This window comes from Caballeronia sp. LZ016 (assembly GCF_031450805.1).
In the GTDB taxonomy this organism is placed as follows: domain Bacteria; phylum Pseudomonadota; class Gammaproteobacteria; order Burkholderiales; family Burkholderiaceae; genus Caballeronia.
Map to the genome: position 1 here is coordinate 866354 of NZ_JARTVY010000001.1, position 16014 is coordinate 882367.

General features: G+C 63.9%; 14 protein-coding genes. 9 read left to right on the forward strand and 5 right to left on the reverse strand.

All coding sequences use genetic code 11. The features are described 5' to 3' along the window. Positions 1 to 87: 87 nt before the first annotated feature. On the forward strand, positions 88 to 1278 hold the full coding sequence (locus P9220_RS04125; protein ID WP_309763713.1) for a GTP-binding protein: 1191 nt from the start codon (positions 88 to 90) through the stop codon (positions 1276 to 1278). Between the two features lie 139 nt (positions 1279 to 1417). Here the strand turns inward: P9220_RS04125 and P9220_RS04130 are convergent, their stop codons facing one another. Next, a complete protein-coding gene (locus tag P9220_RS04130; protein WP_035962086.1) occupies positions 1418 to 1696 on the reverse strand; it encodes an HU family DNA-binding protein in 279 nt (92 codons plus the stop codon). Between the two features lie 463 nt (positions 1697 to 2159). Between P9220_RS04130 and mnmC the strand changes: the two genes are divergently transcribed. The 7 genes from mnmC to P9220_RS04165 all read left to right on the forward strand — a co-directional run bounded on the left by mnmC (position 2160) and on the right by P9220_RS04165 (position 11109). Then, on the forward strand, positions 2160 to 3953 hold the full coding sequence (mnmC, locus tag P9220_RS04135) for a bifunctional tRNA (5-methylaminomethyl-2-thiouridine)(34)-methyltransferase MnmD/FAD-dependent 5-carboxymethylaminomethyl-2-thiouridine(34) oxidoreductase MnmC (RefSeq protein WP_309763714.1): 1794 nt from the start codon (positions 2160 to 2162) through the stop codon (positions 3951 to 3953). Between the two features lie 772 nt (positions 3954 to 4725). Further along, positions 4726 to 5928: a cation:proton antiporter gene (locus P9220_RS04140; RefSeq protein ID WP_309763715.1), complete on the forward strand. Its 1203-nt coding sequence runs from the start codon at positions 4726 to 4728 to the stop codon at positions 5926 to 5928. Positions 5929 to 5968: 40 nt separating this feature from the next. Beyond that, positions 5969 to 7084: a YbdK family carboxylate-amine ligase gene (locus P9220_RS04145; RefSeq protein ID WP_309763716.1), complete on the forward strand. Its 1116-nt coding sequence runs from the start codon at positions 5969 to 5971 to the stop codon at positions 7082 to 7084. Positions 7085 to 7795: 711 nt separating this feature from the next. Continuing rightward, complete coding sequence (locus P9220_RS04150; RefSeq protein ID WP_309765377.1) at positions 7796 to 8440, forward strand: MarR family winged helix-turn-helix transcriptional regulator; 645 nt, start codon at positions 7796 to 7798, stop codon at positions 8438 to 8440. 140 nt (positions 8441 to 8580) lie between these two features. Then, entirely contained in the window at positions 8581 to 9297 is a 717-nt protein-coding gene (locus tag P9220_RS04155) for a glutamine amidotransferase (protein ID WP_309763717.1), read from the forward strand. A 70-nt stretch (positions 9298 to 9367) separates the two neighbouring features. Next, the gene (locus tag P9220_RS04160; protein WP_309763718.1) at positions 9368 to 10480 is read left to right on the forward strand and encodes an NADH:flavin oxidoreductase/NADH oxidase; all 1113 of its coding nucleotides are present in this window, start codon (positions 9368 to 9370) and stop codon (positions 10478 to 10480) included. Between the two features lie 134 nt (positions 10481 to 10614). Then, the gene (locus tag P9220_RS04165) at positions 10615 to 11109 is read left to right on the forward strand and encodes an SET domain-containing protein-lysine N-methyltransferase (RefSeq protein ID WP_309763719.1); all 495 of its coding nucleotides are present in this window, start codon (positions 10615 to 10617) and stop codon (positions 11107 to 11109) included. 8 nt (positions 11110 to 11117) lie between these two features. Here P9220_RS04165 and P9220_RS04170 read toward each other — a convergent pair whose 3' ends face one another. Together P9220_RS04170 and P9220_RS04175 are read right to left on the reverse strand one after the other, a co-directional pair. Next, positions 11118 to 12593: a sensor histidine kinase gene (locus P9220_RS04170; RefSeq protein ID WP_404980443.1), complete on the reverse strand. Its 1476-nt coding sequence runs from the start codon at positions 12591 to 12593 to the stop codon at positions 11118 to 11120. An 89-nt stretch (positions 12594 to 12682) separates the two neighbouring features. Continuing rightward, positions 12683 to 13369 carry a response regulator transcription factor gene (locus P9220_RS04175; RefSeq protein WP_035962098.1) on the reverse strand — a complete coding sequence of 229 codons (687 nt, stop codon included), beginning with the start codon at positions 13367 to 13369 and terminating at the stop codon, positions 12683 to 12685. A 507-nt stretch (positions 13370 to 13876) separates the two neighbouring features. Here P9220_RS04175 and P9220_RS04180 point away from each other — a divergent pair. Then, positions 13877 to 14362, forward strand: coding sequence for an Lrp/AsnC family transcriptional regulator (locus P9220_RS04180; protein WP_309763721.1), 486 nt, complete (start codon positions 13877 to 13879; stop codon positions 14360 to 14362). Here the strand turns inward: P9220_RS04180 and P9220_RS04185 are convergent. Both P9220_RS04185 and P9220_RS04190 read right to left on the reverse strand, forming a co-directional pair. Further along, positions 14338 to 14874, reverse strand: coding sequence for a class IV adenylate cyclase (locus P9220_RS04185; protein WP_309763722.1), 537 nt, complete (start codon positions 14872 to 14874; stop codon positions 14338 to 14340). The two genes, P9220_RS04180 and P9220_RS04185, sit on opposite strands and share 25 nt — an antisense overlap. Positions 14875 to 14933: 59 nt before the next feature. Then, positions 14934 to 15836, reverse strand: a complete 903-nt coding sequence (locus tag P9220_RS04190; RefSeq protein WP_309763723.1) for a LysR family transcriptional regulator — start codon at positions 15834 to 15836, stop codon at positions 14934 to 14936. Between the last annotated feature and the right edge of the window lie 178 nt (positions 15837 to 16014).

The following is a 16014-nucleotide window of genomic DNA, read 5'->3' on the forward strand; positions in this document are numbered from 1 at the left end:
GCAAGCGCCGCTTCCGCTGCATTTTGATGCAGAATCGTCGCTTTGAGCCCTCGCGACGCCCCGGCGCGCTTCCACCGATCGCCCGCAATGAATCAGACACCACTGCCAGTCACCGTGCTTTCGGGCTTCATCGGCGCGGGCAAGTCCACGCTTCTCGACGCGCTGCTCGCCAATCGGCAGGACTTGCGAATCGGCACGATCGCCGGTCATGCGCTGCACGACCTCGAACAGGCGCTCGTCGATCTCGCCGCACAGCAGCGCTTCGACGCCATCGTGATCGAATCGACGGCGGTCGATAACCCGATGGACATCGCCGAACATCCCGCTTTCGCCGACGACGACGAAGCCGCGCTCGCCGGCCGCGCGCGTCTCGATACCTTCGTGACCGTCGTCGATGCATCGAGCTTCATGCGGGACTATGCATCGGCGGATTCGCTGGCGGAGCGGGGCATCGATATCGGCGACGAAGCGCACGACGAAGGCAGGACGGTCGTCGAAACGCTCGTCGAGCAGATCGAATTCTGCGATGTGATCGTGCTGAACAAGATCGATCTCGTCGATGAAGCAGAACTCGAGGAAGTGGCGCGCGTGCTGCACGCGCTCAATCCGCGCGCCGTGCAAGTGCGCGCGCAGTCCGGCAACGCGCCCGTCGACGAGTTGATCGACACCGGCCGCTTCGAATTCGATGCCACGGCGAGCGCGCCGGGCTGGCTGTCGATTCTCAACGGCGATACCGCAGATGAGGGGAGCGCCGGGCATTACGTGTATCGCGCACGGCGGCCTTTTCATCCCGATCGGCTCTGGAATCTGCTGCACCAGGAATGGCCGGATGTGTTGCGTGCGAAGGGCTTCTTCTGGCTCGCGACGCGCAGTGTCGTCGGCGGGTCGTTGTCGCAGGCGGGCGGGACGCTGCGTCACGGTCCGGCAGGCGTGTGGTGGGCGGCTCAGGATCGCAGCGAATGGCCGACGGATGACCCCGAACTCGAAGCGGAAATCGTCGCGGAATGGTTCGGCGATCCGGACGACAACAGCATCGGCGACAGACGGCAGGAGCTGGTGCTGATCGGTCTCGATCTCGATGCCGACGCGTGGCAGCGCAAGTTCGACGCATGCCTGCTGACCGACGAAGAATGGGCGCTCGGCGCTGACGGCTGGCGGCAGTTCAGCGACCCGTTCCCGGCGTGGGACGTGGAAGAACACGATCACGACCATGAGCACGATGACCAAGATCATCATGACCACGGCCCCGGCTGTGGTTGCGACGATCATCGGCAGTAAAGCCGAAAAAAAACCCGCCGATGGCGGGTTTTCAGATTCTCATGGTCTCCAGCTTATCTCCGCACATGCGGAAGAACCTGACCAACAGGCGCTGCGAGGCGCTGCGCGGTAGCGGAGAGCGCCACACACGGCAGACAGCTTACTTCTTGTTGACTGCGTCCTTGAATGCCTTGCCGGCCGTGAACTTGACCGTCTTTGCCGCCGGAATCTTGATGGATTCGCCGGTCTTCGGGTTACGGCCGGTGCGCGCTGCGCGCTTTCCCGAGCCGAAGCTACCGAAACCGATCAACTGTACCGCGTCACCTTTCGAGACAGCCTTCTTGATCACTTCGAGCAACGTGTCGAGCGTTTCGCCGGTTTGAGCTTTGCTGGCGCCGGTCTGAGCGGCTACGGCGTCGATCAATTCCTGTTTGTTCATTAAGGTTCCTTTATCAGTTTAGGTTGACACGAACAGCGCGAACGCGCCGATTATACGTGCGCAAGCTCTGCAGTCGAGTAGGGGCGCCCTTCTGGCGGGCCTGTCGCGGCTGTCGGGCGAACCGGCGCGGTTTCGCGTCGCTTCGTCTGCATTGCCTTGCGTCAAAGCTCTCGCGCCGCCTACGAACGAGGCGCTTCGTATGATAGCGCAGCGCAAACCCAATCAGGATAAGGGTTTCAAAGATTTACCCTTATGTAACGAGGGTTGCCGGCAGGTTTTTGGCGCGCAATGTCCGCCCGTCCGGGCAGGGTTTTCGAGGGGGCGATCGAAACTGGAACGCGCGTTGGTTTTTGCCAACGTTCCGGGCGAAAACGCTTGTCCGTATTGGGTTTGCGGCGTTCGGGCCCCGTTCGGGGCTGCGAGCGATACAGTGTCACGTTCCCTCCGACTTCACGCTCGACGCATGACCGACTGCTCGCCGCTTCTCGCATTTCACGATCTTCCCGCGCGCTGGAAGGACAAGCGCATCTTCACGTTTCTCGCTGCGGATGCGGGCAACGGGAGTCTCAAGGCCTTGCTCGCGGTATGGCGTCGATGGCGCGAATCCGGCGCGCGCAGCGAGCGTCTGCATCTCGTTGCGACTGTGCCGCCCACGGTTCCGGAAGATGACGACGCGCTCGCGGCCGAACTCGGCGACGCGTTGCCGATACGCACGCCTGGTCTGCATCGCCTGGAATTCGATGCCGGGCGCGTCGTCCTGACGCTCGCAATCGGAAACGAAAACGACATGCTGCCGAAGCTGTGGCTGCGCGCCGATGCGATGCACTTCGACGCATCGCAACACGACGATCCGCGCAAGCTCTGCAAGACGCTCGCACGCTTCGCCGCCGATGACGCGACGCTATCGGCGTCGGCCGCCGAGCCTGCGAAAGCAGCTTTGCTGAAGGCCCTTGCAGCTTCCGGCTTCGACTGCAACGCGACGTCCGACGGCATGACAGGCCGCTTCGCGCCGCGCTGGCGCGTGCGCCGTCACGAACCGCCCGTCGCCTGCCATGCGCCGGTGCGCGAGGCGATCGTCATCGGCGCGGGACTCGCGGGATGCGCGATGACATCGGCGCTCGCGTCTCGCGGATGGCGCGTCACGCTGATCGACCGCCACGCGTCGCCCGCGCTCGACGCATCGGGCAATCCGGCTGGCGTCTTTCATCCGATCGTCTGGCGCGACGACAGCATCGCCGCTCGACTGACGCGCGCCGGTTTTCTCCACGCGCTGCGTCGATGGCCCGCGCTCGAAGCGGCGGGCCACGACTTGCAGCGCAGCGTCGCGGGCCTCCTGCAAATCGCCGACACGCCCGAGGATGCGGACGCGCTCGCCGCCGCCATCGAACGATTCGGCTACCCGCGCGAGTACGTCACCGCGATGACGCGCGACGCAGCATCGCGGGCGGCGGGCGTCGATGTCGCGCGCGGCGGATGGTTTTTCCCGCACGGCGGCTCCATCTCGCCAGCGGCCGTCTGCGCGGCGCAACTGGCCGCCGCCGGCGACGCGCTTACCGCGCGCATGAACACGGAAGTGGCGCGGATCGAGCAGGACGGCCGCGGCTGGCAGGCGTTCGATGCCGGCGGCGCACTCATCGCGAAAGCGCCCGTCGTGGTGCTGGCGAACGCCCGCGATGCGGCGCGCCTCGCCGGCCTTCACGGCGAACCGACACGGGGCGTGCGCGGCCAGCTTTCGATCCTCGGCGCAAGCCCGCTCGATGCACTGCGCGTGCCGGTCATCGGCGACGGATACGCGGTACCGCTGGGCAACGGCCGCACGCTGATCGGCGCGACGTACGACATCGACGATACGGACCCCCACATGCGCGATGCGGGACATCGGGAAAATATCGAGCGCGTCGGCCGCATGCTACCGGCGCTTCGCGACGTATCCGCGTCGCAGGGACGCGTGGCGTTTCGCTGCGTGACGAGCGACCGCATGCCGATGATCGGCCAGCTCGCCGACGAAACCGCCGCTCGCCGCGACGCGCAGAGGCTGTCGGGCGCGTGGCCGCTCGACCTCGCACGCGTCGAAGGTCTGTACGGGGCGTTCGCGTTCGGTTCGCGCGGCCTCGTGTGGGCGGCGCTCGCGGCGGAACTCATCGCATCGCAGATCGGAGGCGAGCCGTGGCCCATCGAACGGGAGCTGGCGGAAGCCATCGACCCGGCGCGATTCCTGTTGCGAGCGTTACGTCACGGAGAGATCACCGCGGCGTAGTTATCCTCGTGACTCTGTGGATAAGCCAGGGAATTGCGGCAAGAAGAGCTGTGAACGCGTTGTGCACGTAAACGGGACAAGCGGCAGACACCCCTGGAACGGCTCAAAGTTGTTCTGCGTTAACGGCGCGGCAAGAACATGTTTACCGCGCGGTTCTTCGACGCGCATCTCTTTGACCCGCAACGGTAAACACGGGTTGTCCACAGAAGCGGCGGCGCCTTGTTAACTACTACTACGTTTATATACAGTAAACCTGTAAACACCTGAAGGCGGGGTCATCGACAGCGGAAAACCCGATGCCCGACCGGTCGCTATTTCCGCAACGAGCCGCAAGCAGTCGCTTTTACTTCTTAGGAATCATGGGGTTGCAGTTCGGCCGCAGGCACCGGCGTGTGGCACAATCGCGCTTCTTCCTGCGTCGCGCCGGTCAGCCGGCGACCGCTTCAATGGAACGACGCTTGCGGAACGACAATCCGATCATCAAGCCGCAAGTTCGTTTTCCAGGTCCGGCCAGCGCTCGCGCGCGGCGCATCCCAGTGCTTTCCGAGAGCCAGGATGCGAGCAAGCCAGGCAGCTCGAGCCGGACGCGTCACAAGGTCGTACACGGCTGAACCGTGACGCCGTGTTCGGTCAAGTTCGTTTGGCCTGAATGAACCTACGCTCAGTCGTTGTCGGGTAGCGCGTATCGGCGTGTCCCGCGAGTCTCGCTGTAACGCGCGGCCCATGCGACCGGCGTGTCCTCTGCTGCAGCAACGAAGGAGAAGCCCATAAGATGAATTCGGCATTTTCATTTCTTCCCGCGTGGCCGCTCGAACCCGACGCCATTCTGTGGGCCGGTCTCGCGCTGGTCACGGCGGGCCTCGCCGGAGAATTGCTGTGGCGCGCATGGCGGCTGCCGCGCATCACGGGCTACGCGGTGATCGGCCTCATCGCGGGCAATGCGGGTCTCGGCGTGATCGACGCCAGCGCGGGTGGCCTGTCGCGCCCGCTGCTCGATGTCGCGCTCGGACTGCTGCTGTTCGAACTCGGCGGCCGGCTCGACCTGCGCTGGATCCGCCGCAATCCTTATCTGATCTTGTCGAGCATCGCGGAATCGACGCTGACCTTCATTCTCGTGCTGATTGCACTGATGCTCGTCAAGGTGCCGACGATGCCCTCGATCGTGATCGCCGCGATCGCGATGGCGACTTCACCCGCGATGGTCATCCAGCTCAAGACCGAACTGCGCGCGGAAGGCCAGGTCACCCAGCGGCTGATGACGTTGACCGCGCTTAACAGCATGTACGCGGTCATCGTCGAAAAGCTCGCGGCGGGCGTGCTGCATCAGGAGATTTACGGCAACACGTTCGCGACGATTCTTCAGCCGCTGTATCTGCTGCTCGGCTCGCTCGTGCTCGCGTTTCTGCTCGCGCGCGCGTGCAACCTGCTCTACCGGCGTCTGAACGCGAACGACGAGCATTCGTTCGTCGCGCTCTTCGGCCTCGTGCTGCTGGCGATCGCCGTCGCGCACATCTTCAAGCTCTCGACGATCCTCGCGCTGCTCGCGGCGGGCATCATCGTGAAGAATGCCGATGAGCGGCCGCAACTGTGGCCGTCGCATTTCGGCTCGGCGGGGTGGCTTCTCACCGTCATTCTGTTCGCCCTGACGCTGACTTCGTTCCACTGGCGCGATATTGCGCTGGGCGGGGTGGCGGCGCTCGGGCTGATCGTCGCGCGGGTGATCGGCAAGCTCGTGGGCGTGATGATCTTCGCAAAACCGAGCGGACTGAACTGGAAGCAGGGCGCGGCGCTCGGCGTGGCGCTCACGCCGATGTCTGCGCTCGCGTACCTGCTCGTCGACGACATGTACGTGCTGTATCCCGACTACGACCCGACCTTGCGCGCGATCGTCATGTGTTCGATCGTCGTGCTTCAGATCGCGACGCCCTTCGTGGTTTACCGTAGTTTGTCCGCGGTCGGCGAGCGCCGCGAGTAAGCGCGCGCCGCCGCTCATGCACTGATCAACAAGAGGCGTCATGGCACTCGAACCATTCATCGACTCCGAGCCGTTCACGTTCGGCGTGGAACTGGAGATCCAGGTCGTCAATACGCACGACTACGATTTGACTCGCGCCGCGTCCGACCTGATGCGGCTCATCAAGGACGAAAAGATTCCCGGCAACATCACGCCGGAGATCACCGAAAGCATGATCGAGCTTTCGACGGGCATCTGCACGACACACGAGCAGGCCGTCGCCGATCTGCGCAAGATTCGCGATACGCTCGTCGCGGCGGCGGACCAACTGAACGTCGGACTCGCGGGCGGCGGCACGCACGCGTTCCAGCAATGGAGCGATCGCCAGATCTACGACGCGCCGCGCTTTCAGTACATCTCGGAGCTGTACGGCTATCTCGCGAAGCAGTTCACGGTCTTCGGGCAGCACGTGCATATCGGTTGCCCCGATCCGAACAGCGCGTTGTTCCTGCTGCACGCGATGTCGCGCTACATCCCGCACTTCATCGCGTTGTCGGCATCGTCGCCGTATATTCAGGGCGTCGATACGGGCTTTCACTCGGCGCGGCTCAACTCCGTGTTCGCGTTTCCGCTGTCGGGACGCGCGCCGTTCACGCTCACGTGGGACAGCTTCGAAGAATACTTCTCGAAGATGGTCAACACGGGCGTCGTCAACAGCATGAAGGACTTCTACTGGGACATCCGGCCGAAGCCCGGTTTCGGCACCATCGAAGTCCGCGTGATGGACACGCCGCTTTCTGTCGATCGCGCCGCGGCCATCGCTTGCTACATTCAAACGTTGTCGCGTTACCTGCTGCTCGACAAGCCGCTGACGCCGAAGGAAGACGACTACCTCGTCTATACGTTCAACCGCTTCGAAGCATGCCGCTTCGGTCTCGGAGGCACGTGCATCCATCCGCAGACGGGCGAGCGCCGCACCATCGCCGAGGACATCCTCGCCACGCTCGACGTGCTCGCTCCCCATGCCGAAGCGCTCGGTTCGCAAGCGGCGCTCGCACAGGTCGCGGATATCGCGCGCGGCGGCGTCAATGATGCGTCGTGGCTGCGCGGCGTATTCGACAAGGAAAAGTCCCTGCACGAAGCCGTCCGTCAGCAATGCCTGCAATGGCGCGCCTGAGACGGCGCGCGCATTACCCGCATTAGCGTCAATCCGAGAAGGCCGCCTGTAATGTATCCGGCGGCCTTTTTCCTTCGGACCCGTTCAGGCGTCGCTGTGTATGAAACGCGTGCATGTCGCCGCGCAATAGGATTCCTTCCACCGCGATTAGCGCAAAGCCGAATGGCATCCTTAAGATTTGCATTCAGCGTCCGTATACCTGAGTAATAGAAAGTAACGGAGTCAGTCTGTTGCCGTTGGTTACTGAAAGAACATCCCGAAAGGCAATCGGACCGGCGTCTGTTCCTTGCACGAAGGCCCGCAACGGACCGGAACGTGGCCTTCCGCACGATACCGACCGTTACCGAAAATACACTCACGACGAAATAAGCCGTTTTTCCACGGGTTATCCACAGTTTTGCGTGGATAATTAAGGTGTACGTTTCGTCTCAGTCGCTTAGAATGGCGACTTTCCCGGCGGCGCGGTATAGTCGGCGAAAGAGCGCCACGGCTGGACAAAAGAAGGCGCAAAACGAAGAGGGTGGCAATGTCCCCTTTCAGGCAAAGCGAATTGGCTTGGTACGCCTGAATTTTGAGACGGCGGGGACCACGAACCGGGAGTTATCCCGACGAACGGACAAGGTGAGTCGGGGCGGCTTTCGGGGCGAGGGGTTCGCGGTTCCAGGCGGACATGCCGTCGAAACCCATAAAGCGGAAAACAAGCGAAATATTATGAGTGAAGGCGTTTACGGAGAGCAGGCGACGGGGCGGGTGACCCACGGCCTGCTGAGGCTGAGCACTGCGATGCGCAGCCAGGCTTGGGAGTGGGCGGAAGGTGCGGGGCTCACGCCGACTCAAGGTGAAATTCTCGTGCTGCTCATGCAGCGTAAAGGGCCGATGCGCCTTGGCGAGATTGCGCGCGAGACGGCGCTGACCGCCGCGACGACGAGCGATGCCGTCAGCACGCTCGAAGGCAAGGGGCTCGTCGAAAAGCGCCGCGCCCTCGACGATGGCCGCGCCCTCGCGGTTCGTCTGACCGCCCGCGGCCGCACTGCCGCAAAGAAGGCGCTGCAATGGCCGGACTTCCTCTCGAAGGCGGTCGGCACGCTGCGCGAAGACGAGCAGGCGGCGCTCTATCGCTCGCTGCTGAAGACGATTCGTCAACTCGAAGCGCAGCAGCAGATTCCCGCGCACCGCATGTGCCTCTCCTGTTCGCACTTCGAGGTCAGCAAGAACCCGAAGAAGGTCTCGCATCACTGCGCGCTTCTTCAGATCGACATGGCCGACACGGACCTGCGTCTCGACTGTTCGGTATACGAAGAAGGCGATCTCGGCCAGCAGAAGAAAGTCTGGAAAGTCTTCGCGCAGATCGCCTGAAGCCGGGCAGGAAATATCGGTGGCATTCCGCGCTGTGAGGCGTCGGCGAGTCGGTTAGACTGTGCCGTCGCGCCTCGCAGCGAGGCGCGGCTCGTCCCTGGTTCTTGTTCCGGGCCACGCAGTCGACTCTGGAAGCGCCGATGAAACATGAAGTCCTGGCGATTCGCCACGTCCATTTCGAAGATCTCGGCAGTCTGGAGCTGGTCCTCGGCGACCGTGGCCATCTCGTGCGTTATCTCGACGTCGGGCGCGGGCGCATCGCGGCGCCGAATCCGCTGGACCCGTCGTTGCTCGTCGTGCTCGGCGGGCCGATCGGCGCATATGAAGACGCGCACTATCCCCATCTCGGCCCGCTGCTGTCGATGCTCGAAAAGCGCATTGCAGCGGGCCTCCCTACCATCGGCATCTGTCTCGGCTCGCAGCTGATCGCGCGGGCGCTCGGCGCGCGCGTGTATTCGTCGGGGCGGCTCGAGCTCGGCTGGTCGCCGCTTTCGCTGACGGAAGCGGGACGCGCATCGCCGTTGCGCCATCTCGATTCGCTGCCCGTCTTTCACTGGCACGGCGATACGTTCGATCTGCCCGAAGGCGCGACGCATCTTGCATCGACCGAAGCGTGCGCGCATCAGGCGTTCTCCTGGGGCGAGCATGTGCTCGCGCTGCAGTGTCATGCAGAAGTGCTGACGGACCGCTTCGAGAACTGGCTGATCACGTATCCCGCCGATATCGCTCGTGGCGGTGCAACCGTCACCGGCTTGCGAGATGCAACCGCCCGGCACGGAGCCGCCCTCGAAACCGCCGCCCGCGCGATGTTCGGCGAATGGCTCGACCGCTTTCCCTCTGCATCGCGAGCAGGCTGATTCGCCGGCGCTGCGCGCAAAAAAGCGCAGTGCTATGCTCGATCGCTCCTCTTCGCGACGGGCTTACTACATGAGCGCGCTGTTCACTCCCGCGACCCTTCGAGGTCTGCACGTTCCCAATCGCATCGTCGTTTCACCGATGTGCCAGTACTCCGCCGAGCGCGGCGAAGCCACCGCGTGGCACATGATCCATCTCGGCCATCTGGCGTTGTCCGGAGCGGGGATGCTGTGCATCGAGGCGACGGCGGTGGAGCCGGACGGACGCATCACGCCGGGCGACCTCGGCTTGTGGGACGACGTCACCGAAGCGGCGCTGCGGCCCGTGCTCGCGGCGATTCGTAAGCATTCGAAGATCGCAGTGACGATGCAGCTCGCGCATGCGGGCCGCAAGGCATCGAGCCGCAAGCCGTGGGAGGGCGGGCAGCTCATCTACGTCGCGGATGGCGGATGGATGACGCACGCGCCATCGGCTGTTGCGCATAAGCCCGGCGAAACGCCGCCGCTCGCGCTCGATACCGCCGGCCTCTTGCGCGTGAAGGAAGCCTTCGTGGCCTCGGCGCGGCGGGCCGCGCGGCTCGGCATCGACGCGCTCGAGGTTCACGCGGCGCATGGCTATCTGCTGCATCAGTTTCTGTCGCCGATTTCGAATCAGCGCACCGACGAATACGGCGGATCGCGCGAAAACCGCATGCGTTATCCGCTCGAGATTTTCGATGCCGTGCGCGCGGCGTTTCCGGATAACAGGCCCGTCGGCGTGCGCGTCTCGGCCACGGACTGGGTAGAAGGCGGATGGGGCATCGAAGATACGATCGCGTTCGCATCGGAATTGAAGAAGCGCGGCGTCGACTGGATCGACGTATCGTCGGGCGGGGTATCGCCCCAGCAGAAGATTCCGCTCGAGCCGGGCTATCAGACGCCGTTCGCGAAGGCCGTCAAGGAAGCGACGGACGTGACCACCATCGCGGTCGGGCTCATCACGGAGCCGAAGCATGCGGAAGATGTCATCGCGAGCGGGCAGGCCGACTTCGTTGCGATGGCGCGCGCGATGCTCTACGATCCGCGCTGGCCGTGGCACGCCGCGGCGCAGCTTGGCGCAACCGTCAGCGCCCCGCCGCAGTACTGGCGTTCGCAACCGCGCGAGCAGAAGCACTTGTTCGGCGACGTATCGTTCGGCCAGCGCTAGTTCGGCCCGGTTGAGAAGCGAGCGCGCGGGAGTGTACGATACCGTCGTTACCGTTGAACGCGGCGCCTTCGAGGCCACCGCGTTTTTTTATGCCCCGGCTCCCGCAAGCGTTCATCGCGCCGAGCGACACGGGCATGAAGCCCCACACAGATTCGTTACTTAGGATTCGTTCGATGAGTTCACGCAAGGTCACCGTTCGCCGTTCGGGCGTGCATGGCAAGGGCGTGTTTGCCGTGAAGCCGATCGCCGCCGGCGATAAGGTGATGGAATACAAAGGCGAGCGCATTTCGTGGAAGGAGGCGCTGCGCCGTCATCCGCACAATCCGGACGAACCGAATCACACCTTCTACTTTGCACTCGAGGACGGCCGCGTGATCGACGGCAAGATCGACGGCAACAGCGCGAAGTACATCAATCACTCGTGCGCGCCGAACTGCGAGGCCGAGGAAGTCGAAGGCCGCGTGTTCATCCACGCGCTGCGCGACATCGAGCCGGACGAAGAGCTCAACTACGACTACGGGCTAGTGATCGAAGGGCGCATTACCAAGAAGCTGAAGAAGGAATACGAATGCCGCTGCGGCGCGAAGAAGTGCCGTGGCACCATGCTCGCGCTCAAGAAGAAAAAGTAAGCGCTCGCTTATTTCTCCACGGCAACCGTTGCGGACGTTTCGGCTTGCTGCGTCTTCAGCGGCATCCGCACGATGAAGCGTGCGCCGCCTTCGGGCGCGTCGTCGTAATGCACGCTGCCGCCGTGCAGCGCGACGATGTCGTGCACGATGGCGAGCCCGAGCCCCGCGCCGCCTTCCACGCTCTGACCATCGCCACGGAAGAAGCGTTTGAACAGATCCGGCTGCTGATCTGCCGGGACGCCGGGGCCGTTGTCTTCGATCACCACTTCGCCAAAGCGCGTGCCTTCCTCGTTGTGCCAGTCCGAGACGGTCAGCGTGATGCGCGCGCCTTCGTGGCGAACCGGCGGCACGTACTTGAGCGCGTTGTCGATGAGGTTTGCGAGCACTTCGCGCACGAGCACGACGTTGCCGCGCACCGTCAACGGATGGTCGTTCTCCGGGTCGTCCGTGCGCTGAAAACCGAGATCGACCCGCGCGGCCAGCGCGCGCGGCACCCATTCCGCACCGGTTTCGAACGCCAGTGCGGCGAAGTCGAAGTCCGTGAAGCGCGCCGCCTGTTCGCCCGGCTCGGCGCGCGCCAGCGACAGCAGCTGATTCGACAGCCGCACGGCCCGGTCCGCCGATGCGCGCAGTTCCTTCACCGCTTCAACCGTCTTCGCGGGATCGCGTGAGCTGAGCGCCTGTTCCGCGTGCAGCTTCACGGCCGTCAGCGGCGTGCGCAACTGATGCGCGGCATCGGCAATGAACTTGCGCTGCGCATCGAGCGCTGTTTGCAGGCGCACGAGCAGGCCGTTCATCGCGCTCGTGAGCGGGCGGATCTCGCTCGGCACATGCGATTCGTCGACCGGCTCGAGCGAGACGTGTGTCTGGCGATTGAGCGCGTCGGCGAGGTCGGTGAGCGGGTTCAGCTGCTGATTCACGACGCGCCACACGATCACCCAGCCGGCAAGCAGCAACAGCAGCAGCGGCATCATGATCGCGACCAGAAACTCCACCGCGATGCGATACCGCGATCCCACGCGCTGCGCCACTTCCACGACGATCGGATTGCCGGTCTGCTGCGGCACCCGCACTTGCGCGGCGCGCACGCTGGTGCCCTGATAGTGCGTCTCGAAGACGTACGCGTAATGGATGCGCCGCACGGACGTGCCGGTGAGCGGAAGATCGGGATCGCCGGCTATTTCCTCGTCGCCCGTGCTGATGCGGTAGACGAGCTGCTCGACCGGATCGGAAAACATCGCCTGGGCGAGCGGCGGGACGGTGACGGGGGCATCGACGCCCGCGAGCTGGATTTGCTTTGAGATGGCGGTGGCGAGATCCGCCAGCGAACGATCGACGACGTGCTGCGTGTATTGCCACGCGAGCCAGTACGCCATGAGCCCGGACATCAGCGCGAGCAGCGATAGCGGCGCGGCGAGACGGCGCAGCAGCGTGCGCCGCAGGCTCGGCGGCGCAGGAGGTCGGGTGGGCGTCGATCGCGCCAGATCGAGCCAGTCTTCGCGAGCGAAACGCTGATCGCCCGCGCGCCGGGTGGGAAGTCGCAAAGCGTTTTAGGGCGAAGGCGGGCGATACATCACGCCGCTTGCCGGATCTCCTGAAGCAGATAACCGAAGCCGCGCACCGTCACGATTTCCACGCGCGTGTTCTCGAGCTTCTTGCGCACGCGATGCACGTACACTTCGATGGCCGTATCGCCGAGATCGCCGCCGAAGTGCGTCAGATGATCCTGCAACTGCGCCTTGCTCACGACACGGCCGTGACGCAGCAGCAGCATTTCGAGCACCGCGAATTCGCGCGGCGACAGTTCCAGCGGACGCTCGTCGTTGAAGATGCGGCGATCGACGCCCGACAGGCGCAGGCCGCCCAGCGTGACTTCGGGACGCGGCACGTCGCCGTGGGGACCGCTGCGGCGCATCACGGCGCGAATGCGTGCTTCGAGTTCCTGCGGCTCGAACGGCTTGAGCATGTAGTCGTCCGCGCCGCTGTTGAGCCCTTGCACGCGGTCGTGCAGTTCGTCGCGCGCGGTGAGGATGATGACCGGTGTGTGCCGATTGCCTTGCCGGAAGCGCGAGAGCAGCGTCATGCCGTCGATGCCGGGCAAGCCCAGATCGAGAATGACGAGCTCGTGGCGGTTCTGCGCGAGCGCCTGCTCGGCGAAGATGCCGTCGTGAACCATGTCGACGGTGAAGCCGGATTGCTCCAGGCTGCTTTGGATGCCGCGCGCAATGGGGCGGTCGTCTTCGATCAGGAGGATTCGCATGAAGTCGCTCAGTACATTGGGTTGAATTCGATCCGGCGTTCAGGTCCGCGCGATGCGGCGGGTAGCGCGGGGTCGGGCCGGATCGAAACCGTTACTTCTCATGCGGCGCCGCGCGGCTTGACGTCGAGCGGCGCGGTCGATTGCCGTCTTCAGGCCTTGTGCGCTGCTGATTGTACCGCTTCGAACCCGCACGCCGACCCGCGTCCGAAAGGCGGTATCTTGCACCGTTCACGCAGTTTACGAGCGGTTCAAAATCTGCCTTCATCATTGAAAGATACGCCGGGATTCTGCTTACGTTTGCTTTCGCATCGCCTTGCAATCGTGCGATTCGGCCACGTCTTCGGCGTCGGCGTGCTTTCGCCGGTGTCATGGTTCGTAATACGCGCGTTACCTTGTCGGGCGATGTAAGCCGGTGTTAATCCGCGCGCGGAAGATCATGCGGCGCGTCGGTGATGCAAGCGATGCGCTAAAGTCGCATCTTCATCCGCTTTCGCGCGAATCCGCCTCATGCTGGAACTCGATCATTTCGACCTTGCCCTGCTCGATGTCCTTCAGCGCTTCGGGCGCGCCACCCATCAGCAGCTTGCCGAGCAGGTGCCGCTCTCGGCATCGCAGATCGGGCGGCGCTTGCAGCGGCTGGAAGCGACGGGCGTGATCGAGGGCTATCGCGTGATGCTGCGTCCCGAGAAGCTCGGCCTCGGCGTGACGGCGTTCACGAGCCTGAAGCTCAAGCATCATGGCGACACGGTGATCGAGCAGTTTCAACAGGAGATCGATGCGTTGCCCGAGGTGCTCGAATGTCACGCGACCGTCGGCGATGCGGATTATTTGCTGCGCATTGTCGCGCCCGATCTGAACGCGCTGTCGGGCTTCGTGATGAAGAAGCTGATGCGCGTGCCGGGCGTGGACAGCGTGCGTTCGAACATCGTGTTGACGACGTTCAAGCGCAACGGCCCGTTGCCGCTCGATCACCTCTCCGGCGACGCTTCCTGAGCGGGATTCAGTAAATCCACATAGGCGAGCGGCACCAGATCCGCTTGCGCCACGCCCAGCCGCGCGAACATCTCGTGCGCTTCCTGATGGCCGCCGGCTTCGTCGTCGTCCTGTCCGAGCACGACTTCCAGTTCGACGAAATCGCCCAGGCCGTCCACGCGATCCAGATGAATGCGCGTGCGTCCGACCAGATACACATGCCGCTCCTTGGAGACGATGCCGCGCGTCGTCAGCGCCTGGGCGAGCAGGGTGTGCATGGCTTCCGCGTTGATCACCGGGCTGCGCGAATAGTACGAGACCTTCGGGCCGTCGCGATCGTCGCGCTGATAGAAGATCAGTTCGGATGGCGTGCCGTCGTCGAACTGGCGCAGCTTGAGGCGGCCGGCCGGCACGTCGTAGAAGAAGTCTTGCTGGCGAAAGACGAGCGGCGCGTCGGTGGCGAGCGCGGCCGCGCGTTCCCGGAGTTCGTCGAAACGGTGCGCGCGAGCCTTGATTTCGATGTTGCGTGCCATGAAGGAAGTCTCCGGTGGTGGGCGTCGAAGAGCGTACCAGTCTTATCGTGAACGTTGCGTTACACGGACCACTGAGCGTCGATGAGTTTCAGCGCAGCGGCGATGGCCGGTTCTTCGCGACGTTCGGCGAGCGCGATGAACGATAGCTGCGTTGGCACGGTGACGCCATCGACGATGGTGAGCGCGTGTGCGTGCGCCTGAGCGAGCGCGATGGAATCGCGCGCGAGCGAGAGTCCGACGCCGGACTTCACCAGATCGAGCATCGATGGTTCCTGATCGACTTCGGCGACCTTGACGGGCATTGCGCCGGCTTCGCGGAACACGCGCGACAGCAGCCGGTTGTGCGCGGATTCGTGCGGCGTCCATATCCACGGCAGCTTGGCGAGAGCGGCCCAGCTGCGTTTGCCTTTGTTGACGCGGTTGTGCCATCCGGCGGGCGCGAGCACGTGATAGGAAAACGGCGTGAGCCGGACGACGTGAAAGCGTTCGCCGTCGCGAGTGCCGTCGATGGCGGGATCGCCGATGTAGTAGCCGACATCGAGATCACGGGACTTGACGCGTTCGAGGACCCAGCCGGACATGCCGTGCCGCATGGCCGGTTCGATGCGCGAATAGGTTTCGACGAGTTGCCGCAGGAACCCGCCGAGCCGCAGAAATTCCGGATCGAGGATCGTCCCGATACGCAGGGTTCCGCTGACTTCGTGCCGCAGCGCGGCGGCGGCCCGCTGGACTTCGGAGGCGGCGGCGATGGCGCGCTCGGCGTGGGGCAGGAGTGCTTCCCCGTCGCGGGTGAGGAGGAGACCGTGCGAGGTGCGTTTGAAGAGGACGACCCCGAGCATTTCCTGGAGGTTTTTGATTTGCAGGCTGACTGCGGGCTGCGTGACATGCAATTGGGCGGCGGCCCGCGTGAGATTGCCTTCGCGGGCGACGGTGAGAAAGGCGCGCAGGAGGATGTAGTCCATGAGTGATATTAGCGCGACTTATATTGCGGATGAACAGAACTCATTGGATTAGGGAGAAACGTCGCACTAGTCTTGGTAGATAACGAAGCAAAAAGCACGAGAGGCGATGTGATGCGGCGTCAAGACCGAGAAGCGTAGGCCGACCCGATTGACCGATTGCCCGCATAGCGGGGCGGAG